Consider the following 25,818-nt stretch of genomic DNA (forward strand, 5'->3'; position numbering starts at 1 on the left):
TTAGTGGCTGGCAACCTGCCATAGGGCCTGCATCATTAACATCGCAGATGTTGCCCCAGGATCCTGATGACCAATACTGCGTTCGCCAAGATAGCTGGCGCGGCCTTTACGGGCTTGCATAGTGATAGTCCCTGCCAATGCCTGCTGGGCACGCTCGACGGTTTGCTGTAACGCATCCACCAGCGGCACGCCTTGCTGATTGGCTTGCTCAAGTTGTGCCACGACGGCCCACCAAACATCACACATGGTTTTATCGCCCGGCTCAGCTTTGCCACGCATAACCACCCCTTCCACACCATCTTTGAACATCTGACAAACCGCAGCCAAGTCCAAACTCTGTTTGGCATTAGTGCTCTGCGCCGCACGGATAAAGAATGTGCCAAATAAGGGGCCACTGGCTCCCCCAACACTGGAAAGCAGAGTCATACCGGTATTTTTCAGGATGAAGCCAATGTCTTTATCAGCAAATGAAGGTAATTTCTCGACCACTTTATTAAAGCCGCGATTCATATTCAGGCCGTGGTCACCATCGCCGATCTCAGTATCCAACTGCGTCAGAAAATCACGTTGCTCGCTGAAAACTTCAGCGCAAAGTTGCAACCAACTGACAATTTGCTGTTTGGTAAGTCCCATGGTTTTCTCCAGACACATTATTTTTTGGCGATATCGTTTTTCTAGATATACCGTTTTAAATATTTTTTCTCAGCGCAGGTGTATTCACCGGGGCATCCCACAATGACAGCAGTTCATCATCCACTTTCAGTATGGTGATAGACATGCCCTGCATATCCAGAGAAGTGCAATACGAACCAATCAGGTTGCGCTCAATGGTCAAGCCAAAATCAGCGCAACAAGCGGCCAGGCGATGCCAGACACCGTAAAGTTCAGATAGCGGTGTCGCGCCCAGATTATTCACCAGCACGATCACGCGATCGCCTTTCGCCAATGGCTGCTTAGATTGCTCCGTTTCACTCCAATCTCCCGCTTGTCTATCCCACTGACGTAACTTGCGCTTATAGCTACCGTGTTCGATTAAAGTCTGGAACATGGCATCCACCGTGTCATTCAACGAAGTGAATGGGCGGCGTTCAATACCGGGTTCACCATGGATCCCCACCCCAAACTCCATCTCATTCTCAGCCAACGTAAATGACGGTTTACCCGCTGCTGGCACAGTACAAGCCCCCAGCGCGATGCCAATGGAATGGCCCTGATTATTTATTTTCTGACCGAGTGCAACACATTCATCCAATGAATCGCCCCGAGCTGCTGCCGCCCCCAACAACTTTTCGATAATGACAGTATTGGCTACGCCACGCCGCCCTGCGGTATATAGACTGTCTTTGACAGCGACATCATCATCAATCACTAAGGTGGCAACCGCCGTACCATCGGCATGCAGCAGTTCTGCGGCAGTTTCAAAGTTAAGAATGTCGCCGGTATAATTCTTAATCAGCATCAACACCCCTTGCCCGCCATCAATAGCTTGACCGCATTCATACATTTGATCAGGAGTGGGCGAGGTAAAAATCTCACCAGGGCACGCACCATCCAGCATCCCTTCACCGATAAAACCGCAATGCATTGGCTCATGACCACTGCCGCCGCCAGACATCAATGCCACTTTACCTTTCACCGGCGCATCTATTCGCGTGATGAAAAGCGGTTCCTGATGCAATACCAACTCAGGATGGGCCTCAACCAGCCCCTGAATTTGTTCCTGTAATACACTCTCAACGCTGTTAATTAATTTTTTCATTTTATGCTCCGCGAACGGGAATGCCGGAAAATTGAGCTGCCGATGATGAGGGCACCGGCAAGCTCAGTCAGTTAGCTTGTCTATCATCGAAATCAGTTAAGGAAGGCCTGTCCTAAACTGTCAGCTACGATAATTGCGGCGTAAACACTGTCTGGTGTGACGGCAAATGGCATGTTGTGAATAGTTTCACCCTCTGCACAACTGGCTTCGGCAACGGCACGAATTTTGCGCTCGATATCCTGCGAAACGCCCATTTCCGCCAAAGTAATAGGTAAACCCAGTTGCTGGCAGAATGAGAGCACGGTTTCAATCTCTTCCATGCTGCTGTTTTGCAATACCAACTGCGTTAGGGTGCCGAAAGCTACTTTTTCGCCATGGTATAAATGATGGCACTCTTCCAGCACAGTAAAACCGTTGTGAATAGCATGAGCTGCCGCCAAGCCACTGCTTTCAAAACCAATACCACTCAGGTAGGTATTGGCTTCAATAATGCGCTCAACCGCTTCAGTCACCACTCCCGCTTCTACCGCCAGCTTGGCTTTGTAACCCTCTGCCAGCAATGTTTCGTAGCATAAACGGGCCAGTGTGACCGCCGCTAAAGTTGACGCACCACCCGCCATGCTAATGGCTTTGGCATCAAAACAGGCTTGCGCTTCAAAATAAGTAGATAGCGCATCCCCCATGCCAGCGACCAGCAAACGTACCGGCGCTTTAGCAATAATCGTGGTATCCATCAGCACGATGTCAGGATTTTTCGGGTAAATCAGATATTCAGCAAACTCACCTTGTTCAGTGTAAATCACCGACAGTGCGCTGGTTGGTGCATCGGTGGAGGCAATCGTCGGCACGACAACCACCGGGATATGCTGATAGTGAGCAATCGCTTTTGCTGTATCGAGCGTTTTCCCACCACCAATACCAATCACCCCATTGCAATGGTGTTTCTTCAGCTCGACGGTCAGGCGCTCTATTTCCTGACGAGAACATTCACCATTAAAACGGCTGAAATGACTGTCCAACCCACTGGCTTGCAAACTTGAGCCGACGGTATCAGCTGTCAGCTTCATCACAAAATCATCAGCAATGATAAAATAGTTATTTGCCAGTAACTTAGCAAACTCACCAATGGATTGAAGTGCATTGGCACCTTGAATATATTTAGACGGAGATTGAATGACTTTCAGCATACCTTGCTCCTATAGCGTAAGAGATAACATCATAATGAATAATTTTTAGGGTCAATTTGATGAAACTGGAACCACTATAAGCGCAAAAAACAAGCTGAAAATGGGTGGCGAAAATGTTCCATAATGAAACATCAATGACGGAATTAGGTTTCATATTGGAACAATAAGGCTAACGTTTGGGAACAGGAAGAGAAGTAGCGCACAATTTGATTTTGTGTATGAGTTAATATTACCGCCCCCAGTCGAGAGGATCCTCTGTAGCCCAATAATTTTCTTTCGTTGCCCTCTTAACATTAAAAATAAAACCTGACTAAATTACTTATTTTGTACATAGAAAAAATGTCAGAAGCATATAAAAAGAAACTCTTAAAAATTAAACTTAATATTGTATAAATTGAGAAAATCACTTAGCCTATTTTAGTCATTTATTCAAATCGACTAAAGTTAACTACTCAATAAAATTCAATCTAATAAACTCAATAGGATATTTATAATGAATAAAGTATCTATAGAACCAAGCCTTTCATATCAATCTAATGATGCTTATACAGGCCCAGTCAATCCTGTGTAGCTATTACTTTTCATCTCAATCGGCAGTTAGACTGGCTGACTGCCATACCTATGGATAATTATAATAAAAATGAATACAACTGATCCTTTTATTTTTATAGCAATAATTAGTGGTAAATTAATTTTATGGGATTATAGACATCATAATCAATATGAGATAAATAGTTATTATATAAAAAGAATTAAAGAACTTGCTAATGGCGATAAATTTACTGATTCCTTAATAGATAAAAACATTATGGATAGTAAAATATTAGATGGAGATGATAGAGATATGTTTTATTGGGGTTGGGATTGCCTCTCAAAAATATTTCACATTGGAACTCAAGTTATCTTAGACAAAGGAATGGAATTACCAACTGATGACAGTTATGAAGGCTATGTAAATTACTGTGCATCAATCGCAGATAAGATTCCTGAATTAGACTACCAACGCTCAGGTGAGACAATTCCATTACCAAAGCCAGACTAGAATTTCTTATTTGATAAGAGGCTGATGGATACATTATTTGCGCGAAAGACTAGCAGAGAATTCAAAAGAGAAACAGTTTCATTGCAAGAAGTGGCCGAGGTTTTATTCTGGACCTTTGGTACCCCTCACGGTTCAAAGCGCACTGAAATGGAAGTTGCAGGACTAAAATCTATCGGTTATCGCCGCACCTCACCATCAGGAGGTTCCCTACAAACAAGTGAAGCTTATTTGGTTGCTTTAAATATAATTGGATTAGCATCAGGAATATATCACTATCAGTCTCATAGACATGAATTGACGCTAGTCAGTACCGATATCAATGGGGAAAAATTAGGGAGCCTGCTTTGTGCCCAAATGTTTGCCAAAGACTTAGCTTTTGGTATTTTTATCACATCATGCTTTAAAAAGATGTGGTGGAAATACCCTCACTCCAGAGCCTATAGGGTCGCATTGTTTGATATAGGCTGCTTAGTTCAAACATTTCAACTAATCACCACTGCCATGCAGTTAGGCTCTTGGCCAACTGGCTATTTTTTGGATAGGGAAATAAATAAGCTACTTGGTGTAAATGAAGTTGAAGAATCTGTAATGTTCTTCTTAGGCGCGGGGCCAAGTTCGGGTTCCTCTTTTTCCCCTAAGTTGCTTGAAACTATAAAACGTCAAACTAGTCATGGGGAAAGTAACCAATGAAAATTTTATCATTTAAACCAGGGCATGATGGCAGTATTTCTTACATTAAAGATAGCAAGCTAATTTTCTCTCATGAAGCAGAAAAAGGCTCTGGATTTCGTTATTGTAATATTACTACTGAGTGCATTATTGAAGCTCTATCAACTATTAATGATGCCCCAGATATTATTGCACTTAGTGGTTGGTCATCCGGTAATAATCCACATAATCATGATATTGGTGCCGGTTACTTTGGGCTAGAATTGACCAAGCCGGTGAAAATGAATTTTCTTAAACATGATGTGTTTTATTTTACCTCTTCTCACGAACGTTCACATTTATTATGTGCCTATGGTATGTCACCTTTTCGCCAAGGAAAACCTTGCTATGCACTTATTTGGGAGGGACATATTGGTTCATTTTATTATATAGACCAACATGTTAGAATTAAAAAACTAGCTGATATTATTCCTGATATAGGTATTCGTTATGCTTTTTCATATGGCATTGCTGATAAAACCTTTCCATTTACTCAAGGCCAAGTAAGGCTGGGTGATGCTGGTAAAATAATGGCTTTGGCGGCTTACTGTAACAGGGAGGAAATATCAGCTCAGGATGATGAATTAATATCCTATTTATTATCAACACCATTGAGTTATGAAAAACTATGTAAGAATCAATTTGTAAAGTCACACCTATATAATATAGGCGTCGAAAGTGATGTTTTTAAGCAATTTACAGGGTATTTAACTGATGCAATATTTGCAAAATTTTATACCGAAGTTAAAAAAATAGTTAGTAAGAAATTACCATTACTGATAAGTGGTGGTTGTGGTTTGAACTGTGATTGGAATAGTAAATGGCTAAATTGTGATTTATTTGATGATGTTTTCATCCCGCCCTGCACTAATGACTCTGGTTCTGCCATTGGTACAGCTATTGATGCACAATATTATTTTACAGGTAATGCTAAAATTGATTGGAGTGTTTACTGTGGCCAGATTTTCAATAATGATGTGATTGATATTGTTGGGCTTAAATATGAAAAATTAGAATATCCTAATGTCGCTTATGCTCTGGCAAAAGGTGCTGTTATTGGTTGGGTTAATGGCAAAGCCGAAATTGGCCCAAGAGCATTAGGTAATAGATCAATATTGGCAGCACCATTTAGTAAAACCACATTAATGCGTTTAAATACTATAAAAAATAGAGAATCATTTAGGCCAATTGCTCCAATTTGTTTGCAAAGTGATGCATTAAAATATTTTGATTTAAAGAAACCCAGCCCTCACATGCTATTTTTTTCTCATGTTTTAGATAGTTGCCTTCAAGCTATTACTCATGTTGATAGTTCATCCAGACCACAAACAGTTAATAGCGAGCAAAACAATAATATATATCAACTGATTTTAGCTTTTAAAAAAATAACAGACTATGGTGTGTTATGTAATACCTCACTCAATTTTAACGGAAAAGGCTTTATTAATAAAACAAGTGAGTTAGCAGAATATATGCAGCAAAGAGGGCTTGATGGTTTTGTTGTCAATGATCGGTTTTATACCAAAAAACATTCACATGAAAATAATAAGAAATCATTTTAATGCTAAAACTATTTCTTATAGCTGGATTCCCTTCTTTATTTTTATCCCGAATACTTAACTCTATCGCAGTTTGGGTTGATTTTACCCTTATATTCACTGTAATGAGTTTTCATTTTAATGCTCCGGCCTACCAGCTAGGGATAGCAGCGGCATTATATGGTTTTCCTGGATTATTATTAGGGCCATTTATTGGTCAACTGGCAGATAGATACTCGCCAGTGGTAATATTATTAACGAGTTCTTTTGGTCGATTTGCAACCTCTCTATGGCTTGCTACATCAACTCATCAGGAACTGTTTTTACTTGGAATTCTTCTAAAAGGAATCAGTAACTTAGGTGCAAGCCCTGCTGAGCAAATACTTATTAGGGAGTTATTAAATAAAGAACAAATATTACTTACTGTCGCACTTTGCAATATTATTGATCAATGCATAAAAATCATTTCCCCACTATTTGCCTCTGCCATCTCTGCCATAGTAAATTTGCAAGGGGGGTTTTATTTAACCGCCGTTATGGCGCTAATTACAGCATTACTATCTATAAGAATGGGCTTTATTATTGGATGGGTTAAAAAATCAATTATTGTCACAGAAACTCTACCTAACTTCAATCTAGTATATAATATCATTAGGAAAAGCTCTATATTGTTTTCTTCTTTCTCCGTCGTTCTGGCCGCCTCACTTACATTGGGTTTATATGATTCTATTCTTTCTATTTTATTAAGAAATCAGGGATTTGGCCCAGGTACATTTGGCATTATCGTGAGTAGCACCGCTGCTGGTGCTATTTTATCGGGCTTTTTATTCAAGAAAATATATGCATTATTTAGCAACCAATGGTTGATGATTTGTGGGCTTATTGGCTTCAGTGTCACTGTACTCAGTGCCGGTACTCTCTGTTTGATTTTTGATAATCTCCATCTTTATATTTTCTGCACTATTTGGTTTATTAATGGTTTTTGTTATGCGTGTATTGTGATGTCATTTAGCATTGTTTTACAAAATGAAGCGCCCACAAATATGTTAGGTGTCATTTCAACCAGTTGCCGCAGCGTACAATTAGCCACACTGGTTGCCGGCCCGGTTATCGGTTCTGGTGTTGCTCATTATATCGGCATCCCTATGACATTCGTTATCGCGGGCAGTACTGGCCTTGCGATAGCAGGATATTTATTATTTACCCCCCTAAAAAAGATCACCAAATAAAAAAGCAGCCCCGAGAATTGGGGCTGCTGAGATCACGGCAAACTGAGTGATACGATGAGCGAGTTATTCACTCACCGGCTCATCATGCACTTTTTCTTTAGGTTCTGGGTTCATACTGCTGTAAATCACTGGCAAGACCAGTAATGTCAACACGGTGGCGAAGCCCAGACCGAACATAATAACCACCGCCATACTTTGGAAGAAGGCATCACTCAACAGCGGTGCCAGCCCCAGAACAGTGGTAAATGCTGTTAGCATAATGGGCCGTAGACGGGCGGTAGAAGCATCGATAATCGCTTCACGTAGCGGTTTTTCCTGCCGCTGCAAACCGATCTCTTCAACCAATACAATACCGTTACGAATCAACATCCCACTCAAACTTAATAGCCCTAATAGGGCCATAAAGCCGAACGGAATACCCGTCAATAAGAAGCCCACTGTCACTCCGATCAACGCCAATGGCACTGTCAGCCAAATAGCCAGCGCATTGCGTACAGAGCTGAACATCAGCACCGTGACCACGAACATAATCAAGAAGGCGATAGGTAGACTGATGAAAATACCTCGTTGAGCTTCCTTGGTACTTTCGTAGTCGCCACCCCATTCCAGTTCATACCCGCGTGGTAACTGCACGGCTTCCACTCCCGGTCTAATGCGTCGCAATAGCTCCGCCGAGGTCTCGCCCCCCTGTTGAGTCGGATCCGTTTGTACCGTCAGTGTGCGCTTACGATCCAGACGCATAATCAGTGGGTCTTCCCACTCGGTTTCAAAACTGGTCACAACGTTATCAATCGGGATAAAGGCTTGGCGTGCCTGGCTCCACACCATCACGTCATTAAGACGTTCTGCATTAAGCCGCTCAGAATCTGGAGTGCGTAACACAATCGGCATTAGGCGTGTGCCATCACGGTACAGCCCGACCGGTAGACCACCAAAACTCATGCGCAACGTGCCATCTACCTCACGTTTATCGACACCCAGTTCACGGCCCAAATAATCAGAGAATTGTGGCCGGATCATTTTGCTACGATCTTGCCAGTCATGCCTTGCACCATCGGCCATCGGATCAGCAATGATCGCCTTTTCCGCTTGTGCGGCCAGTGAACGCAGAACCTCTGGATCCGGACCAATAAAACGAGCTTCGATGGAACTGTTGTTTGACGGCCCAAACATGATGCGTTTTATCTGCGCATCAACTTGCGGGTATTCGTCATGCATGTAGGATTCGATTTCATCAATCAGGCCCGGTATTTGGTCAAGCTGCTCGGTACGAACCATCACCTGCGCATAGTTAGGATAATGACGCTGGGCATTGTAGGTCAGCATAAAGCGCATTGCGCCCTGACCAATCGTCGCCATGGTGTCAGCCACCCCTTCTTGCTGTTTGATATACTGCTCAACTTTATTTGCCACCCCTTCGGTATAACTGATATCTGTCCCATAAGGCAGCCAAATATCAACAAAGAAGATAGGGGTGTTTGAGGGGGGGAAGAAGCTCTGGCGCACATTGCCAAACCCAACCACCGATGCCGCCAACAGGGCTGCCAGCAATACCAAAGTGATGGTGCGGTGTTGCAGTAATTTGCCTAAAACCACACGATAATAACGGAACAACCAACCATCATAAGGTTGCTTGGCTGGCTTATCCGCATCGGCTTGTACTGGCTTCTGATTCTCAAATGCCCACTTGGCAAAGACCGGCGTCAGTGTCAGTGCGGTGAACCAACTCAACATCAGCGAAATCAGTAATACCTGGAATAAGGATTTACAGTATTCACCGGTGGCATCATTGGACAGGCCGATTGGCGCAAAAGCCAGAATAGCAATGATAGTGGCCCCCAATAATGGCATCATTGAGCGCTTGACCACATTGCTGATAGCCGTAAAGATATTTTCGCCGCGCTGGCGGCCTACCACTATCCCTTCCACCACCACAATGGCGTTATCTACCAACATACTGAGCGCGATAATTAACGCGCCTAACGATACGCGCTGTAGCTCGATATTAAACAGCCACATAATCAGCAGTGTGCCGAGAACATTAAGTGCCAGAGAAATGGCGATAACTACACCACTGCGGACCCCCATAAAAATCAGCAGGGTGACAACAACAATTAACAATGCCAGCAAGAAGTTCAGGATAAAGCCGTTAACTGCCCCCTCAACTTCATGGGATTGGTCATAAAACACATTAATGTGCATGCCTGATGGACGTTCGCCTTCAAGCTGTGCCAGCCGAGCTTTAATGGCATTACCCACATTGACAACGTTGACGTTCGGGGCAAATGAGATCCCCAATGCCAACGCTGGCTTACCATTAGCGCGATAAATGTTGGTGGGTGAATGACCAAAGCCCTGTGTCACCGTCGCGATGTCACGAAGATAGACACTTTTCGGGCTGCCGGGCTGGCTGACCAATAAATTCCCCAACTCTTGTACGCTTTGGAATTCACCAGTGGGATGCAAACGAATCGACTCGCTGCCCACCTGTAACTGACCAGCATCAGACACCACATTCTGACGACTCAGTAAGTCGGACAATTGCTGCGGTGTAATGCCAGCGGCCGTCATTTGGGCGCGGGAAATCTCTACCTGCACTTCTTCTGGCAGAATACCGACAATCCCCACTTTCCCAACCCCGGGCACCAAGACCAATTCACGCCGCAATTGTTCGGCAAAATTGCGTAAATCCTGGTTACTGTAGCCATCGCCCGTGAGCGAGAAGAAGAACCCATACACGTCGCCAAAGTCGTCGTTGACCATTGGGGCACTCGCCCCCGGCGGTAAGCGCACACTGTTGTCGTTAATTTTACGCCGCAACTCATCCCAGATTTGCGGTAACTCATTCGCGCCATATTGTGCGCGAATATTGATAGTTATTTGCGATAAACCGGCACTGGAAATCGACGTCACATCATCTACATAGGAGAGTTCTTGAATAGCATTCTCCAGAGGTAACGTCACTTCCTCCTCAACCTGCTGCGCCGATGCACCATCATAGCGGGTCACTACCACCGCCGTTTTGATGGTAAAAGCCGGGTCTTCCAGCCTACCTATATTGAGATAGGCAATAATGCCACCAATACCCAGCAACAGAATCGTTAGCCAGATACGTGTATTATTATTGATGAAATTATCAGTCAGCTTCATTAGAGGCCCCGCTCACGTACCCAAGCCCGAACAATTTGATTTGGACGAAGCTCACCCGTACCTGCGGAGACAATTTGCTCGCCATCAGCCAACCCGGAAGTGATTTGAATACCGTTTGCCGTGAGTTGACCCACTTGTACTTTGCGCTCTTCGACATGCATCTGACCATCCTCATTTTTGATAACCCAGACCCGTGCATCATTGAGCTGTGCACTGTCAGGATTAAAGACCGCTTCAACCGGTACGATAATGGTGGGATGGGCAGTGCCAGACAGATTGCCGGAATTGATTCTCACCCGGCCACTGATACCTGAAAGCAATGGCATATCTAGCGGGCGTTTCATGGTCAACGTCACTTGGAAAGTCTGGGAGGCGGAAGTCGTCGAGGTGGTATGTTCTTTATATTCAGCAATAAACTCGCGCCCCGGCAGGTGATTTAGTAATACCGTTGGGGTGTAATTGCGATTGCTGATGTCCAGTGTGGTAAATAGACGTTCGGGTACACTGAACACGACATCTAGCGTATCCAATGCACTTAATGTTGCCACTGCTTGACCTGGGGCCATGACCTGATGGTTACGCACATTAACATTGGCAATAATGCCATCGAAAGGTGCGGTAATGGTGGCATCACTGAGTTCTTTTTGCGCAATTTCCAACGCAGCGCGAGCAGATTCCATCTCAGCACGGCGGACGTCCAACTCGGCACGTGAAACTGCACGTTGCCCTTGTAATGTATTGAAACGGTTGAATTGATCTCGTGCCAGATTAAAAGTTGACTGACGATCCCTGACTCGTAAGTTCAGATCAGTGTCATTAAGCATCGCAATTCTCTGACCTTTTTTGACCTGCTCACCTTCACGCACCCACAATTGTTGTAGCTGCCCGCTGCGTTTAAAGGAGAGTTGAGTTTCATCACCAGCTTGTAATCGTGCCGGGAAGTAACGAGTCCCATTTTGCCCACTGTCTTCAACAGTAAATATTTTAACCGGACGCACACTTTCCACGACTTCAGGGGGAGTTCTGTCGCAAGCAGCGAGAAGAAACGTTAATAGCAGAATGACTACTGTTTTTATCTTCACTATAAGATCTCATTGAGTCAGATTTTCAAAATTATTGCAGATTAGTTATTCACACTTTTTTATCTGTCTTCTGTGACAAGTTGCGCACTAGCGCTCTTATTAGTGTGATTAATAATCCCCCGGTAAACATCCCTAAAAAATAGATCAGCACAATTAGTACAGAAATGGGTAGTGTTATTTGCGTGAAAAGTAGAGATAAGTTCACTGTCCCGCTATTTTGGAATGCAAACAGCGTAGTCAGAACCACAATCAACAAAAAGCACGCACCATAAACGTATTTCACTCAATAATCCTTTTCATTTCGGTACATCACATTTCAGTCTTAAAAAGGGAATAAACACAGATAGCCGAGAGTAAAATAGCGCTGTTCTGCTATTCACTATCGGCTATTTTTTTAAGAGCAGCTCTATCTATTAAGCGCATCCCGAATCACTTACATAAGTAAATGATTCGGGTAAGTGCACGTAACTAACCCCCTACGACTTCAAGAACAAAGGGAATTAGTAGTCAACGGCATCTCGAATAATCGGGCATGTCATGCAGTGACCGCCTCCGCGCCCACGGCCTAATTCACTGCCGACAATTTCAATCACTTCCACCCCTTCTTTACGCAACTGGGTGTTCGTTTTCGTATTACGGTCATAAGCCAGAACAACCCCAGGAGACAATGCAACCATGTTATTGCCGCTGTCCCACTGCTGGCGTTCGGTGTCGTAATCGTTGCCTTCCGTCTCTACCACACGCAGTTTTTTCAGGTTCAATGCCCCAGCAACCGCCTCAACAAAAGTGCCTTTATCGCGACTCAGCTTAATACCGGTTGGGCCTTTATCTGGGCGCAGTGAGAAGGTTTGAATCTGATTAACAATTGCCGGATACAGAGTCACCACATCACGGTCACAGAATGTAAATACCGTATCCAGATGCATGGCAGCACGCAGTTTTGGCATTGCGGCAATCATGACACGCTCGACTTGCCCTTCACTATTTTTAAACAGCGATTGAGCTAACTGAGTAATCGCCTGATGAGAGGTACGCTCACTCATGCCGATTAACACGGTTTTGTTACCAATCGGCATCACGTCGCCGCCTTCCAGTGTCGCCGTACCGTGGTGCTGCGTCGGATCACCCCACCATACTTTTACATTTGCGTCGCCAAAATCTGGGTGGAATTTATAGATAGCGGTGGTCAGAATAGTTTCTTCATGACGTGCAGGCCAATACAGCGGATTCAGTGTGACCCCACCATAAATCCAGCAGGTGGTGTCGCGGGTATAGAGCGTATTTGGCAGTGGCGGCAACAGATATTCGGTGATGCCAACTGCTTCGCGGATCAGCTTCAGTTCTTCTTTGTCACACTTACCGTCTTTATGTAATTCAGTGGTCGATAGCCCACCGATCAATACTTCCGCCAACACGCGTGATGTCAGGCTTTCCAGATAACTGCGGGTTTCATGCAAAATACCGAGTGACACTTCATTTGGCACAATTTGTTGATCCAGAATCCACTTTTTCGCGGCCGGATTTTCCAGTGTTTCCGCCAGCAAATTATGCATTTCAACCACATCAACACCGCGTTCACGCATTTTGGTCATAAAATCAAAATGGTCGCGTTTAGCTCTTTCTACCCACAGAACATCATCAAATAATAATTCATCACAATTGCTGGGGGTCAGGCGGTTATGAGCACGACCGGGGGCGCACACCATGACTTTATGTAACTTCCCGACTTCAGAATGGACACCAAACTTAGTTTTAGCGTGAGTTTTCTTCGCTTTATCTGACATAAGAACTCCAATAAATTATATGGTGATAATTCCGGTAAAGATGCTGTAAAGCGCAATAACCGCCGCCACGATGAGCACAATAAACAGTATTCTTTCGTAGGTATTAAAGGCTTTTTGATGCTGTTCACGTTTGGCAATCAAATACAAAATAGTGCCCGGGCCATAGATAATGGCCGACAGCAGCAAGTATTTCAGGCCACCTGCGTAAATCATCAGTGCGGAATAGAAGGTCGCGATAATGGCAAAAATAAGATCCTTGCGATGCCCACGTGCATTGGTTTCGTAAGTTTCACCGGTCCATGCCAGTTTTAATCCATATGCCCCGACGAGCAAATAAGGGATAAGGGTTAATGAGCTGGTTAATTCCAACGCCAACTGGAAAGCATAATCAGTAAACAGTGTCAGAATTAAGAACACTTGAATAAAGATATTTGTCAGCCAAACCGCCGCGGAAGGTACTGCATTACTATTTTCCGTCGCGAAGACTTTCGGCATACTTTTACTTTTGGCGGCGGAGAACAACACTTCTGCAGCCAGCAATGACCAAGACAAATAAGCGCCTAATACCGAAATAATCAAACCGACGCTAATGAAGATGGCCCCCCAACGCCCAACGATAGCTTCCAATACCCCCGCCATTGATGGTTGACGTAAAGCCGCAAGATCTGGACGGAGCAGCACACCGTAAGACAGCATGGTGATCAGCACCAACAGGCATAAAACACCAATGAAACCGAGAACAGTCGCAATACCCACATGGCTACGCTCTTTGGCGTAACGTGAATACACACTGGCCCCTTCAATGCCTAAGAACACAAACACCGTAACCAGCATTGTGCTGCGGACTTGAGAGAATAAGGACTCAGGTTCAACAACAGGTGCCATCACTGCCGCTGCATGACCGACATAGCCATAATCATTCAAGTGGGATAAATCCACGCTTTTAACAACGTCTGGTGTGCCCCAAAAGTTCAATGCAAAGACATCACCTTTAAAGGCAAAAATCAGCACGATGACGAAAATGAAGATAGGAATGATTTTTGCGAAAGTCGCAATAGTATTAATCGCCGCCGCTTCTTTAACGCCCCGCAATATCAGGATATGGAATCCCCATAAAATAACGGAAGCCACTAATACTGCGGGGATGGTATTACCATCGCCAAATATAGGGAAAAATGCCCCGAGTGTTGACTTGATAAGTACGAAGTAAGAGACGTTACCAATACAAGTGCCGGCCCAAAAACCTAATGCTGAAGCAAAACCGAGATAATCCCCGAAGCCTTCTTTTGCGTAAATGAATACACCGGAGTCGAGATTAGGTTTACGCTGCGCTAATGTTTGAAAAACAAAAGCCAGCATTAACATCCCCCCCCCAGCAATACACCAAGCAATTAGTGCACCAAACCCACCAGTTGCTCGTCCGAAAGTCGCTGGTAATGAAAATATACCGGCCCCGATCATTGAACCGACCACTAAAGAAGTTAGGGCCGGCAAAGATAATTTATTCGTAGATGAATTGGCCATGATGTTCTCAATGACATTGGATAAATTAAGTTAAATGTAAATTCTGCTTATCCCACAAACAGATTCACCTGGACCCACTTACCGAGATAAATACATTTTTATGATAGCTTCCTTTAAAACTATTGCATAATGTCCGGAAAGTAGACCAAAAATAACAATATGTAAATTGTTGCAAAAATTATCACACACAACAGAATTTTGTAATAGTGATCAAAATCATCATTTCAGATATTCAACAATGTTCTAACCAGTTTAATTCACTGCATCAAAGATACTTCATTAGCATAGGAATCTGTTTTTTTTAATTAGGCCATTTAAGATGATTACCGCATGCCAATTCATTAAATAACTTAGGTATAGATAAGGGTGCTCGCACTCTTGCAGACACTGAACCCATGGTCTAAAATTAATGATTAAGCCATAAACCATTAATTATAAAGCTCTTAAAATTCAACGCGTTAAATAACTCACATTCAGCTATAAAAATAGGCGTAATCTTATAAAATTTTATCTATTTCTTCGCCTTCATCACCTTACCCCCCCTATGTAATCACAACCATAATCAGAGAGTGACCGTTCATAATCATCGCGTTTTATTTTTTATAAAACGTATAGGTAATACTCTTTTTTTATATTTCCCACGCGTAGCTATACTTGTGTGAAAAATCAACAACAATAGCGAAAAGATGATCGCCATTTAGGTTTTATTTAGATTTCATTTAGATTCAGCTTACTTTTGTTATCGATACGTTAAAAAACAACCGTTACATTTCTACTAACGTAAATCACTATGAACTAACGCCATGACACGACAACAAACTAGCATTTTATTTTTTCACAAAAAGAAATGTCAGCATAAAAAACCGCAGTAACAATTTAATTTAAATAAAGAAAATATCCATTATTCTTTATGATCGCATTAGAAAGGCTGATGTTTTATGTTGAAATGTCCGATAGAGGTGCAGGTCATAATGATGAAATAGCGTAGGAATTATCCCTCAAACCTAACGTATTATTCTCTCATTGCCGGAAATAACGTAAATAAAACTGGTTAATTTCGTATTTAAAATTTACAACCTAGTCAATAACTCCCTAGTCAAATATACATATTGACGGTTATTTTAAAGGCATCACTTTACATTTAGGTTATTCGTTATCATTACCCTAGAAGTGATAACGTCTTGTGATGCTCTATCGCAAATACACGCTATTGCAAATGTTACCGAACAATAAAAACGGCCCCCATTGGGGGCCGCACTCAGTTTGTATATTCGTTAAACACACTGGTTTTAGGTTACTTGCTTATCCGATGCATGCTGAGTGCCCGCAACAGAATAACCGGCTAAAATCGCCACAAAGATCATAAATAGATGGCCTTCAGATGAATCCAACAAGAATGAGTTAAAGAAGTTGCAAGCCATATAGCTGGTCAAAACGGCTAACAAAATATTACGCAGAGCCGGTGTTTGCTGCCAGATAACCCGATAACAGCAGACAATCCACGCCAAGAAGATAATCAAACCCACCACTCCGGACTGAATAGTCTCCAGCAGATACTGGTTATGTGGATTATTGATTTTGTAGTTTATTTCTGGATTTTCATAATAGAAGCCACCAGCGCCGTGACCAAGAATCGGAGCCGCTTTAATCAGCCGTACCGCCTCTATAGCAAATGCGGAACGTTGCCCCATTGAGGTACTGCAAGCATCATTCTCATGGCCTGCAGACGCTGCTATGCAGACTTTTATTTCATCAATACCCTGAGTGATACGCTGCGTTGCTTTATTGGGGATAAATAAGAGTGCGGCGAATGCAACCACGCCCAGTATCACCAGTAGCCCGCGTTGACGGTTGCTCAACGAGAAAAACAACCAAACACCGAGTCCAACAACTAATGCAACATAACCGGTGCGTCCCAGAACCAAAAACAACACACTGTAACTGGCCGCGACGACAAGTAGGCCATATGCCCAGCGTTTCCACCCCTGGTTTTTAACCGCCAGAGCCAACCACAGCATAGCCGCCAAAGCCATGAAGAAGTTTTGGGTAATTTGCAGTTTAAAGATGGTGGGATTGGTTGGATCAACATTACCAATCGGGATGTGTAACACTCCAACCGCCAGTGTGCCAGCCAAAGCCACTGCGTTAGCCGCTAAAAACCCAATAGAAAACAGTTTAATCAGCCGTGGCTGATGAATAAAGAAGAGTGCCAGCGGCAGGATATAAAGAAACTTTTTATCTTTACCGACCATCTCCGGGCCATAACTGTTGTGATGAAATAACAATGACAATGCCAAAAGCGCAAACATAGCTGCTGGCAAGTAGACAAGTGGATTTGTCAGCAAGGGTTTAAATTGCAGTGAGTTACGGTTAACTATCAGACAAATCAGGACTAAAACCAACGATATATTGATAAGTGAGCTGGATGACGGCAAAGCAATACCGAGCAGTAATGCTGTGATGCCACTCAGTATGTCGCTACGACGGTTAGCCGGTGTCGTGACCGGCGAAGAAGTCGATGGGATGATCATAATTCTCTCAGTTTGAGCAGGTTGGGAGGCGATTAAGGTGGCTGGCAGACACCCGTTTTAACAGACTACCGGCTCTGTACACGCCAGGCGTCAACAGCCTCTATGACATCACGCACCGGAATTGCGTTCAAATAGCGATCGGTGGTGTCAGTATCTATCTCATTCGGGTGTGGCAAAGTGCGGTAGTGACCCGCCCATAAAAGGGTATGCGGAGCCTGCCACGGGTGCCATTGGTTAAGGTTGCTAGGGCCAAAAAGTACCACGGCCGGAGTTTGTAATGCCGCTGCCATATGCATAGCAACAGAATCCACACCAATAAATAGTTTAGCGTTATCGATCAAGACAGCCAGTTCCGGTAGTGCCAATTGACCAGATAGATTGATGACTTTCTCTGGTTGCACGCAACCGGCAATAATGTCAGCAATATAGTCCAGTTCAGCTTGGTCTTTGCCGCCTGTCAGTAGCACCGTTTCACCTTGCTCAGTTAAGTGGTTTATCAGTTGGCTAAAGGATTCACTGGCCCACGTTTTAAATTTCCAACGGGCCGAGGGCTGGATCAAAATGTAGTCATTAATGCTGTATTGCTGGCATAACTGTTTTACCCGCTCAACATCGTGCGCACCATAAGACATGGTGACATCAGTACAAACCTCAGTCAGGTGTAGCGGTTCAAGAATATCCAGATTATTCAGTACGGTGTGCCGTTCGCCCGCATTAGGAATATCCACCAAAGCAGAATGGCAGTAGCGCCAGAGCCAAGTGTCACGTTTCGGGTAATGAAAACCAATACTGAAGCCGGGTTTTAAGAGGCGACAATAGGCTGCGGCGCGCCATTGGTCGGATAGGTTGAGAATCAGATCATAATGGTGCTCTTTTAATGCAGCAAATAACGCCTTTTCGCCACTAATTTGAGCTGGCAAGCCGGCATGTTTGAGACCACGATCCACAATAAACGCGTGATTGACCGTTTTATTCTCACGCAGCATATCTTGCGTGCCGCCATACAGTAGCACGTCAATTTTGGCTTGCGGATAGTGGGTTTTTAGCGTGCTGATTAACGGCGTAGTGAGAAGAACATCGCCGAAATGGCGTAATTTAATAACTAAAATGCGCTGAACTTTATCTTTCTCCCGCAATGTTTCTGGCAGGTTATATACCCTCTGTTGGGCGGTAGAAACAGGAGCAGAAAGTTGCCCGGCAGGTGATTCTGTCTTATTTGATGTATTCATCATAGGATGCGCCATCATCGGCAACGAAAGGGGGCAACAATGCTATCCAAGCACTTGCGACATAGCAATGATTTTTGGTGTTGCCCAGAGAGAACAAGCAGGCAGTGAAGATGCCATCAGCCTATCCCTAGAGGTTTACGCCGCCCCCCACGGCACGCTTTCCCGCCGAGTCATTCTTGGGTTGTCGATTTACCCCACGAAACCCATTGACGTTATCGGTGCAGGAAGATTGAGTGCGGACAGTGCGCAAGAACCGTAGCATACAGCGGTATGTGACGGTGATGAGTACTGCCCGAAGTTCAAGCTGGCAAACAAGATAGTCAATTTTAATCGTCAATGTCACAGACCCGGAGCTTTCCACAACGACGTCGTCAACCCACTATCCACCAGCGTCAACTGGTCGGTATACACGGCTTGCCAATTGGTTTTGGCTGCCTGATAGAGTGCTTGATGCTCAGTATTGGGTGTATATTCTCGCTCCCAGCGCACCAGCCGTTCGCCGGTTTTATCCAGCGCGTCATAAAGCCCAACACCCACCCCTGCCGCAATGGCGCAACCTAACGCAGTGGCTTCTTTGACGACTGGCACGCGGACCGGAATGCCAGTGACATCCGCCAAGATTTGGCTCCACAGTTTGCCTTTTGATCCTCCCCCCGCAAAGACAACGGAAGAGGCTTTGACGCCAGAGAATTCGGCAATTTGTGCCAGATTACAGGCCGAGACTATCGCCGCATTCTCTTCTAACGCACGGAATAAGGTCGCTTTGTTGCACTTTTCGGGGTCGAGTGAAAGGTTGATAAATGAAGGTGCGGCGTGATACCAAGATTTAAAGCGCATCACATCAGAGAAAATAGGCATGACGCCATAAGCTCCCGCCGGCACCCTTGCCGCCATATCTTCCAGCAGACTGTAAGTATCAATACCCAGCCGTTGTGCGAGCAATTTCTCTTCAGCACAAAAAGCATCTCGGAACCAGCGCATCGTCAGGCCAGTGAAGAAACTAATAGATTCTGCTTGCACCATGCCGGGAATAACATGAGGGTTGATACGTGTATTCATATTGGGATCAATGATGGGTTTGGGTAAGTTAACCACCTGCTGCCAGAAGGTGCCGCCCAATACCGCCGTCTGGCCCGGCCGCACCACACCAAGCCCCAAACAACCGAGTTGCACATCGCCACCGCCCATGACCACTGGCGTACCTGCCAACAAACCACACTCTTCTGCTGCTTGTGCCGTGACATGGCCGAGCAAGGTGCCCGTTTCTTTGACTGGCGATAAAATATCGGCACGTAATCCCGCCATCTCCAGTAAATTCGGTTGCCAGTTGCGGGTAGCTAAATCCAACATACCAGTGGTGCCCGCATTAGAGGGATCAACCGCCAGCTCGCCACTGAGCATATTCGCCAGCCAGTCACTTATCATGGTCAATGTGCCGGCCTGACGATAAATATCTGGCCGATAATGTGCCAGCCACAACAGCCTCGGCATGGCACTCAGCGCCAGCGTCTGCCCAGAGCATTGGTAGACTTCAAACTCAAATCCATGATCATGCAACTCTTTCAGCTCACTGACTTCGCGGCTGGCACGGGCATCCACATTAGCGCAGGCCCAGATAGGCTTGCCGCTACGGTCATAAAGCACAATACCTTCACGCATTGAGCACGCCGCAACCGCACGAATAGCACTGGCGGGTAGTTTGGCCTGATGCAAAGCCTGACGGATACACTGACAGGTCAATTTCCAGTTAGTGGTTAAATCAAACTCCATCGACCCCGGAACATCAGGTACTGGCAGATGTAGCCATTCAGCCTGCCCGGCGGCTATCTGATTACCATTAAGATCAAATATCACAGCCCGAACACTGCCCGTGCCTGCATCCAGAGCCATCAGGTATTCACCCGACGTGGTGGTCGTACAGAGTTGACTCATTGCGCTATCCTCTGTTTTATATGGATTTGTGAATAAACCGGTCCTCTACTGCTATAAATGAAATTTTGTAAAAGAAAAAAATATGGGCGTCATTGCCGTCGTCAGATTAGGGGCGCCCCGCGCGGAAAACCGGCGCGTACACAGAATTCGTGAGAATTTTAAGCACCACACAAACCGAAACTGACACGCCAAATAGCCAATTAAATCAGTTTAATAATAGAACGTGCTGTCAGCTCATCGGTCACTAAGGCGTTCACATATTTGCCCTGTAGTGCAGCAACAATTGCCTCTGATTTCTCCACCCCACCTGCGACACCAATAACTGTCGGAATATTGGTCAACTCGGCCAGTGAGATGCCGATCAATTCTTGGTGAATTTGCATATCCGGCACCAATGCACCATCGGCTTGCATAAAGTAGCCGAGGATATCGCCGACGGCACCTTTGCGGCTGAACATCAACTGTTCACCTTCGCCGATGTAGCCGGAGCGCAAAATGGTGGCCTCTTTTTGCTGATTAACTGAGCCAATACCAACCACTGCAACATCTGCCGCTCGTGCTGCCAGCATCACATCACGCACACTGTTTTCCTGACGAAATGTTTCAGCCACTTTGGCACTGGATGCTCGCAAGGGAGCCGGAATAATGCTGACCTGACAGGCGGCATCTAGCTGACCGATTCCGGTCATGTAAGAGCCGACTCCGCCGGAAAGAGTCACCAGACGTACTTGCTGTGAGGCGATAAACCCACTCAGGTGCTGTAGCGCACACATGGTGGTTTCGCCAAAACCCACAGCCAGCAGTTGCTGCGGTTGTATTAATGCCATCAATAAATGTGCAGCACCAATTCCCAACCGGCTACTGATACTGAGGGAGGCCAGAGCGGGCAGAATACGGATATGTTTGAGGCCAAAATGCTGTTGCAGTTGGTTTTCCAGTTCCAGACAACCTTCATAACGCGAATTAATCTGTACCCGAATGACCCCTGACTGCCGGCCTTTCTCCAGTAATCTGGAGACCTTCAGTCTGGTCAACCCCAGCAGTTCGCCAATATCCCCTTGTGTTAAGCCATCGTGATAATAAAACCACGCAATACGAGCGAGCAGTTCCTCTTCACTCATGCTATTACCCGGATATTTGTATTCATCATTGGACGACATAGGCTTTTCTTTTGTGAGCACTTTTTCTTTCATCATTACCGACGTTTCTCTTCTGATTCTTCTCAACATTCATCAGCTCAACCGCTGAACACCGAATGTTAAATCTCAATTGATAACTACGCTAACAGCTTAAACAACATATTTGAACACATTTTAATTTAAATTTTTTTATTCACGAAAATGTGATCTTGATTACGCCATAAATGGGATTATACAGCTATCTTTTTTGAACACTTTTAATTTTAAATTATTTTTGTTCACTTGGAGCCACGATGCCGCAAACTATGACTACCCCGCCACCGCTGCTCCAAGTACGTGGTATTAGCAAACAGTTTTCCGGCGTAGTGGTATTGAAAAGTATCGACTTTACTCTGCAACCGGGCCAGGTTCATGCACTGTTAGGGGGGAATGGAGCGGGCAAATCAACACTGATGAAAATCATCGCCGGCGTGCTCCCCCCCGATAACGGCACTATTGAGATTAATGGGCAACCTTGTTTAAACCTCACACCTGCCAAGGCACATCAACTGGGCATTTATCTGGTGCCGCAGGAACCGATGCTGTTTGCCAATCTGTCGGTGCAGGAAAATATCTTGTTCCGGTTACCCAAGCATCAAGCCGACAAGAAGAAGATGGCGCAGTTACTGCAAAGTTTGGGCTGCCATCTGGACTTAACGACCAGTGCCGGTTCACTGGATGTTGCCGACCAACAATTAGTGGAGATCATGCGCGGCTTGATGCGTGATTCACGTATTTTAATTCTTGATGAACCTACCGCGTCGCTAACACCTGCGGAAACCAACCGTCTATTTAGCCAAATAAAAATGTTATTGCAGCAAGGCGTCGGTGTGGTCTTTATCTCTCACAAATTGCCGGAAATTCGTCAATTGGCCGATTGGGTTAGCGTCATGCGCGATGGGGGCATTGCCCTGAGTGGCGCGACGGCTGATTTCTCAACCGACACCATTATTCAGGCGATCACACCACAGGCGAAAAATAGCGAGTTATCTGATACCCAAAAATTATGGCTAGAGCTGCCCGGTAACCGCCGATCTCAAGCTCGCGCCCAATCGAATCAACCGGTAATACAAGTGAACGATCTGAGCGGCGAAGGTTTTGCTCACATCTCTTTTGAAGTACGCGCGGGTGAAATCCTTGGGCTGGCAGGTGTCGTCGGTGCTGGCAGAACTGAATTGGCCGAAACGCTGTATGGCTTACGCCCCGCCAGTAGTGGCCATGTCTTGCTGGAAGATATCAACATCACCACCATGAAAACCGTCAATCGGTTGGCTACCGGTCTGGTGTATCTGCCAGAAGACCGGCAGGCATCCGGGTTGTATCTGGATGCTCCCTTGAGCTGGAATGTGTGTGCGCTGACTCAAAGTAATCAGGGATTATGGACTCACCCGGCACAAGAGGCTGCCATTCTGGAGCGCTATCGTCGGGCGCTGAACATCAAATTCAATCACCTTGAGCAACCGGTAAGAACCTTATCCGGGGGAAACCAACAGAAACTACTGATTGCCAAATGCCTGGAAGCCAATCCGTTATTGCTGATCATTGATGAACCCACCCGTGGCGTGGATGTGGCGGCCCGCAGTGATATTTATCAATTGATCCGCAGCATTGCCGAACAACATGTGGCGATCATTTTTATTTCGTCTGATCTGGAAGAAGTGGTGCAGATGGCGGATCGCGTGTTGGTAATGCATCAAGGAGAAATCAGTGGCGCACTGGATGGCAGCGCCATGAACGTCGATACCATTATGCATTTGGCTTTCGGTGAACATCATGCCGACGCCCATCAGCCAGCTAAAAATGAGGGCGTATCATGTTGAAGTTTATCCAAAATAACCGCGAAGCGACTGCGCTGCTGGCGATTCTCGCCTTATTTGCCCTACTCGGTGTCATCGATCGTAATTATTTCAGCATGCAGACCTTCACCATGATCTTCAGCAGCGCGCAGATCCTGATCCTGCTGGCGATCGGGGCCACCATGGTGATGCTGACTCGCAACATTGATGTCTCTGTCGGCTCAATTACAGGTCTGTGTGCCGTGACCGTCGGTATGGCGCTGAATGCGGGATTCGGGCTAGCACTCTCCTGCCTGTTCGCTCTGCTTGTTGGCATGGTGACCGGCTTCTTTAATGGCATTTTGGTGACTTGGCTGAGGATCCCAGCGATTGTCGCCACTCTGGGAACATTGGGGCTGTACCGCGGCTTAATGCTCTTACTGACTGGTGGCAAATGGATCGAAGGGTTACCGGCAGACCTCAAAAGTTTATCAACGCCCATTCTGTTTTCTATCTCCCCTATCGGCTGGCTGATTATGTTGCTGATTGTCGCGATGGCCCTATTGCTAGGGAAAACCGCCTTTGGCCGCAGCTTTTATGCCACTGGCGATAACTTGCAGGGCGCTCGCCAATTGGGGATCCGTACCGACAGCATTCGTATTTTTGCTTTCTCAATGAATGGCGTGATGGCGGCCCTTGCCGGGATCGTCTTCGCTTCACAGATTGGCTTTATCCCGAACCAGACCGGTAGCGGGTTAGAGATGAAAGCCATCGCCGCCTGTGTGCTGGGTGGGATCAGTCTGTTGGGGGGCACCGGCACGATTATTGGCGCAATCCTTGGTGCGTATCTCCTGACACAAATCGACAGCGTATTAGTCCTGCTACGCCTCCCTGCCTGGTGGAATGACTTTATCGCCGGCTTGGTGCTGCTGGGGGTGCTGGTCTTTGATGGCCGCCTACGTTGTGCTGTTGAACGCAATATCCGCCAACAGAAATATGCCAGATTCACTACCCAGCCAGTAAGGGCTGATAAGAAGAAAGAGAAAACCATCAGCAGTAAATCGTCGAGTGATAAACCCGCGAATAACAGCAAGCCTTTTAACAAAATCAAAAAAGAGGTGGCACCATGAGTTTATATCGACGTTACGGATGGGAACTGGCTCTGGCCGGATTATTGGTACTGGAAATCCTGCTGTTTGGTTTATCGAATCCGCGCATGTTAGATATCAATGTGCTGCTGTTCAGTACCAGCGACTTTATCTGCATCGGAATAGTGGCCCTGCCGCTGACAATGGTGATTGTCAGCGGCGGTATTGATATCTCATTTGGCTCTACCATTGGATTGTGTTCCATATTCTTGGGTGTGATGTTCCAAGCCGGTGTACCAATGAGTATCGCTATTCCGCTTACCTTTTTGGTTGGGGCGCTGTGTGGCCTGATTAACGCGGGGCTAATTCTGTATACCGGTGTCAATCCGCTAGTTATCACTCTTGGCACCATGTATCTGTTCGGTGGTAGCGCCTTACTGTTGTCGGGGATGTCGGGCGCTACAGGCTATGAGGGGATTGGCGGTTTCCCAACAGCCTTTACCGATTTTGCTAACCAAACCCTCTTCGGCCTACCCGTACCTCTGGTTATCTTTATGGTCTGCGTGTTGCTGTTTTGGCTGTTAATGCACCGCACCCATAGCGGTCGCAACGTTTTCCTTATCGGGCAGAACAGTCGGGTGGCACGTTACAGCGCCCTGCCTGTCGCTCGTACCCTCTGTATTTTGTATGCCCTGACTGGCGTGGCATCTGCTATTTCCGCCGTCTTATTGGTGTCTTACTTCGGCTCGGCACGCTCTGATTTAGGCGCATCATTCCTGATGCCTGCGATCACGGCTGTCGTCTTGGGGGGAGCCAATATTTATGGCGGTTCTGGTTCCATCCTCGGCACTGCACTGGCGGTATTACTGGTGGGTTACTTGCAACAAGGCCTGCAAATGATTGGCACACCCAACCAGATATCCAGTGCACTGTCCGGTGCATTACTGATTCTGGTGGTGGTTGGTCGCTCCATTAGCCTACATCGGCACCTGATTTATGAATGGCTGCAACGTCGTCGCAGCAGACACACCCTAGGTTAGCATTCTCATTTATATAGAAAATATTGTAGCGAAATGCCAACA

General features: G+C 45.7%; 20 protein-coding genes. 8 read left to right on the forward strand and 12 right to left on the reverse strand.

What is annotated here, in order from left to right; translation table 11 throughout:
- The 3 genes from dhaL to ACIOG0_RS18750 all read right to left on the reverse strand — a co-directional run bounded on the left by dhaL (position 1) and on the right by ACIOG0_RS18750 (position 2,946).
- Positions 1 to 633: a dihydroxyacetone kinase subunit DhaL gene (gene dhaL, locus ACIOG0_RS18740; protein WP_050100015.1), complete on the reverse strand. Its 633-nt coding sequence runs from the start codon at positions 631 to 633 to the stop codon at positions 1 to 3.
- Positions 634 to 688: 55 nt separating this feature from the next.
- Entirely contained in the window at positions 689 to 1,759 is a 1,071-nt protein-coding gene (gene dhaK, locus ACIOG0_RS18745; protein ID WP_050100013.1) for a dihydroxyacetone kinase subunit DhaK, read from the reverse strand.
- Positions 1,760 to 1,851: 92 nt separating this feature from the next.
- Positions 1,852 to 2,946: a glycerol dehydrogenase gene (locus tag ACIOG0_RS18750; protein ID WP_050100011.1), complete on the reverse strand. Its 1,095-nt coding sequence runs from the start codon at positions 2,944 to 2,946 to the stop codon at positions 1,852 to 1,854.
- A gap of 640 nt (positions 2,947 to 3,586) precedes the next feature.
- Between ACIOG0_RS18750 and ACIOG0_RS18755 the strand changes: the two genes are divergently transcribed.
- Genes ACIOG0_RS18755 through ACIOG0_RS18770 form a run of 4 tightly spaced genes read left to right on the forward strand, consistent with a single transcriptional unit; the run spans position 3,587 to position 7,463 of the window.
- On the forward strand, positions 3,587 to 3,988 hold the full coding sequence (locus ACIOG0_RS18755) for a hypothetical protein (RefSeq protein ID WP_404704887.1): 402 nt from the start codon (positions 3,587 to 3,589) through the stop codon (positions 3,986 to 3,988).
- Between the two features lie 24 nt (positions 3,989 to 4,012).
- Positions 4,013 to 4,678 carry a SagB/ThcOx family dehydrogenase gene (locus ACIOG0_RS18760; protein WP_072086642.1) on the forward strand — a complete coding sequence of 222 codons (666 nt, stop codon included), beginning with the start codon at positions 4,013 to 4,015 and terminating at the stop codon, positions 4,676 to 4,678.
- A complete protein-coding gene (locus ACIOG0_RS18765) occupies positions 4,675 to 6,258 on the forward strand; it encodes a carbamoyltransferase C-terminal domain-containing protein (protein WP_164908351.1) in 1,584 nt (527 codons plus the stop codon). The genes ACIOG0_RS18760 and ACIOG0_RS18765 overlap by 4 nt, the downstream gene beginning before the upstream one ends.
- Positions 6,258 to 7,463 carry an MFS transporter gene (locus ACIOG0_RS18770; protein ID WP_128451349.1) on the forward strand — a complete coding sequence of 402 codons (1,206 nt, stop codon included), beginning with the start codon at positions 6,258 to 6,260 and terminating at the stop codon, positions 7,461 to 7,463. Before ACIOG0_RS18765 ends, ACIOG0_RS18770 begins: the two co-directional genes overlap by 1 nt.
- A 63-nt stretch (positions 7,464 to 7,526) precedes the next feature.
- Here ACIOG0_RS18770 and ACIOG0_RS18775 read toward each other — a convergent pair whose 3' ends face one another.
- From ACIOG0_RS18775 to rfaQ, 7 genes are all read right to left on the reverse strand, one after another.
- Entirely contained in the window at positions 7,527 to 10,613 is a 3,087-nt protein-coding gene (locus ACIOG0_RS18775) for an efflux RND transporter permease subunit (protein WP_050140900.1), read from the reverse strand.
- Positions 10,613 to 11,695, reverse strand: a complete 1,083-nt coding sequence (locus ACIOG0_RS18780; RefSeq protein ID WP_128451348.1) for an efflux RND transporter periplasmic adaptor subunit — start codon at positions 11,693 to 11,695, stop codon at positions 10,613 to 10,615. The genes ACIOG0_RS18775 and ACIOG0_RS18780 overlap by 1 nt, the downstream gene beginning before the upstream one ends.
- A gap of 49 nt (positions 11,696 to 11,744) precedes the next feature.
- Positions 11,745 to 11,978: a lipopolysaccharide assembly protein LapA domain-containing protein gene (locus tag ACIOG0_RS18785; RefSeq protein WP_050100001.1), complete on the reverse strand. Its 234-nt coding sequence runs from the start codon at positions 11,976 to 11,978 to the stop codon at positions 11,745 to 11,747.
- A 217-nt stretch (positions 11,979 to 12,195) separates the two neighbouring features.
- Positions 12,196 to 13,479 (reverse strand): arginine deiminase, encoded by a 1,284-nt coding sequence (gene arcA / locus ACIOG0_RS18790; protein ID WP_050099999.1) that lies wholly within the window; start codon positions 13,477 to 13,479, stop codon positions 12,196 to 12,198.
- A 15-nt stretch (positions 13,480 to 13,494) separates the two neighbouring features.
- The gene (locus ACIOG0_RS18795; RefSeq protein ID WP_050099997.1) at positions 13,495 to 15,003 is read right to left on the reverse strand and encodes an amino acid permease; all 1,509 of its coding nucleotides are present in this window, start codon (positions 15,001 to 15,003) and stop codon (positions 13,495 to 13,497) included.
- Between the two features lie 1,289 nt (positions 15,004 to 16,292).
- Complete coding sequence (gene waaL-ps / locus ACIOG0_RS18800; protein WP_050099994.1) at positions 16,293 to 17,534, reverse strand: O-antigen polysaccharide ligase WaaL-ps; 1,242 nt, start codon at positions 17,532 to 17,534, stop codon at positions 16,293 to 16,295.
- Positions 17,535 to 17,599: 65 nt separating this feature from the next.
- The gene (gene rfaQ, locus ACIOG0_RS18805) at positions 17,600 to 18,766 is read right to left on the reverse strand and encodes a putative lipopolysaccharide heptosyltransferase III (RefSeq protein ID WP_050140902.1); all 1,167 of its coding nucleotides are present in this window, start codon (positions 18,764 to 18,766) and stop codon (positions 17,600 to 17,602) included.
- Between the two features lie 64 nt (positions 18,767 to 18,830).
- Here rfaQ and ACIOG0_RS18810 point away from each other — a divergent pair, with 64 nt between their 5' ends.
- Complete coding sequence (locus ACIOG0_RS18810; protein ID WP_128451347.1) at positions 18,831 to 19,022, forward strand: hypothetical protein; 192 nt, start codon at positions 18,831 to 18,833, stop codon at positions 19,020 to 19,022.
- Between the two features lie 80 nt (positions 19,023 to 19,102).
- On the opposite strand, the gene lsrK is transcribed toward ACIOG0_RS18810, so the two are convergent.
- Positions 19,103 to 20,695 carry an autoinducer-2 kinase gene (gene lsrK / locus ACIOG0_RS18815; protein WP_050099990.1) on the reverse strand — a complete coding sequence of 531 codons (1,593 nt, stop codon included), beginning with the start codon at positions 20,693 to 20,695 and terminating at the stop codon, positions 19,103 to 19,105.
- A 200-nt stretch (positions 20,696 to 20,895) separates the two neighbouring features.
- A complete protein-coding gene (gene lsrR / locus ACIOG0_RS18820) occupies positions 20,896 to 21,888 on the reverse strand; it encodes a transcriptional regulator LsrR (protein ID WP_050140931.1) in 993 nt (330 codons plus the stop codon).
- 239 nt (positions 21,889 to 22,127) lie between these two features.
- Between lsrR and lsrA the strand changes: the two genes are divergently transcribed.
- Genes lsrA through lsrD form a run of 3 tightly spaced genes read left to right on the forward strand, consistent with a single transcriptional unit; the run spans position 22,128 to position 25,776 of the window.
- Positions 22,128 to 23,693 carry an autoinducer 2 ABC transporter ATP-binding protein LsrA gene (lsrA, locus tag ACIOG0_RS18825; RefSeq protein ID WP_145581854.1) on the forward strand — a complete coding sequence of 522 codons (1,566 nt, stop codon included), beginning with the start codon at positions 22,128 to 22,130 and terminating at the stop codon, positions 23,691 to 23,693.
- Complete coding sequence (gene lsrC / locus ACIOG0_RS18830) at positions 23,687 to 24,778, forward strand: autoinducer 2 ABC transporter permease LsrC (RefSeq protein WP_050099986.1); 1,092 nt, start codon at positions 23,687 to 23,689, stop codon at positions 24,776 to 24,778. Before lsrA ends, lsrC begins: the two co-directional genes overlap by 7 nt.
- Entirely contained in the window at positions 24,775 to 25,776 is a 1,002-nt protein-coding gene (gene lsrD, locus ACIOG0_RS18835; RefSeq protein WP_050295896.1) for an autoinducer 2 ABC transporter permease LsrD, read from the forward strand. Before lsrC ends, lsrD begins: the two co-directional genes overlap by 4 nt.
- The last annotated feature ends 42 nt before the right edge of the window (positions 25,777 to 25,818 follow it).

It is taken from the genome of Yersinia vastinensis (genome assembly GCF_044905075.1).
Classification (GTDB): Bacteria; Pseudomonadota; Gammaproteobacteria; order Enterobacterales; family Enterobacteriaceae; genus Yersinia; species Yersinia vastinensis.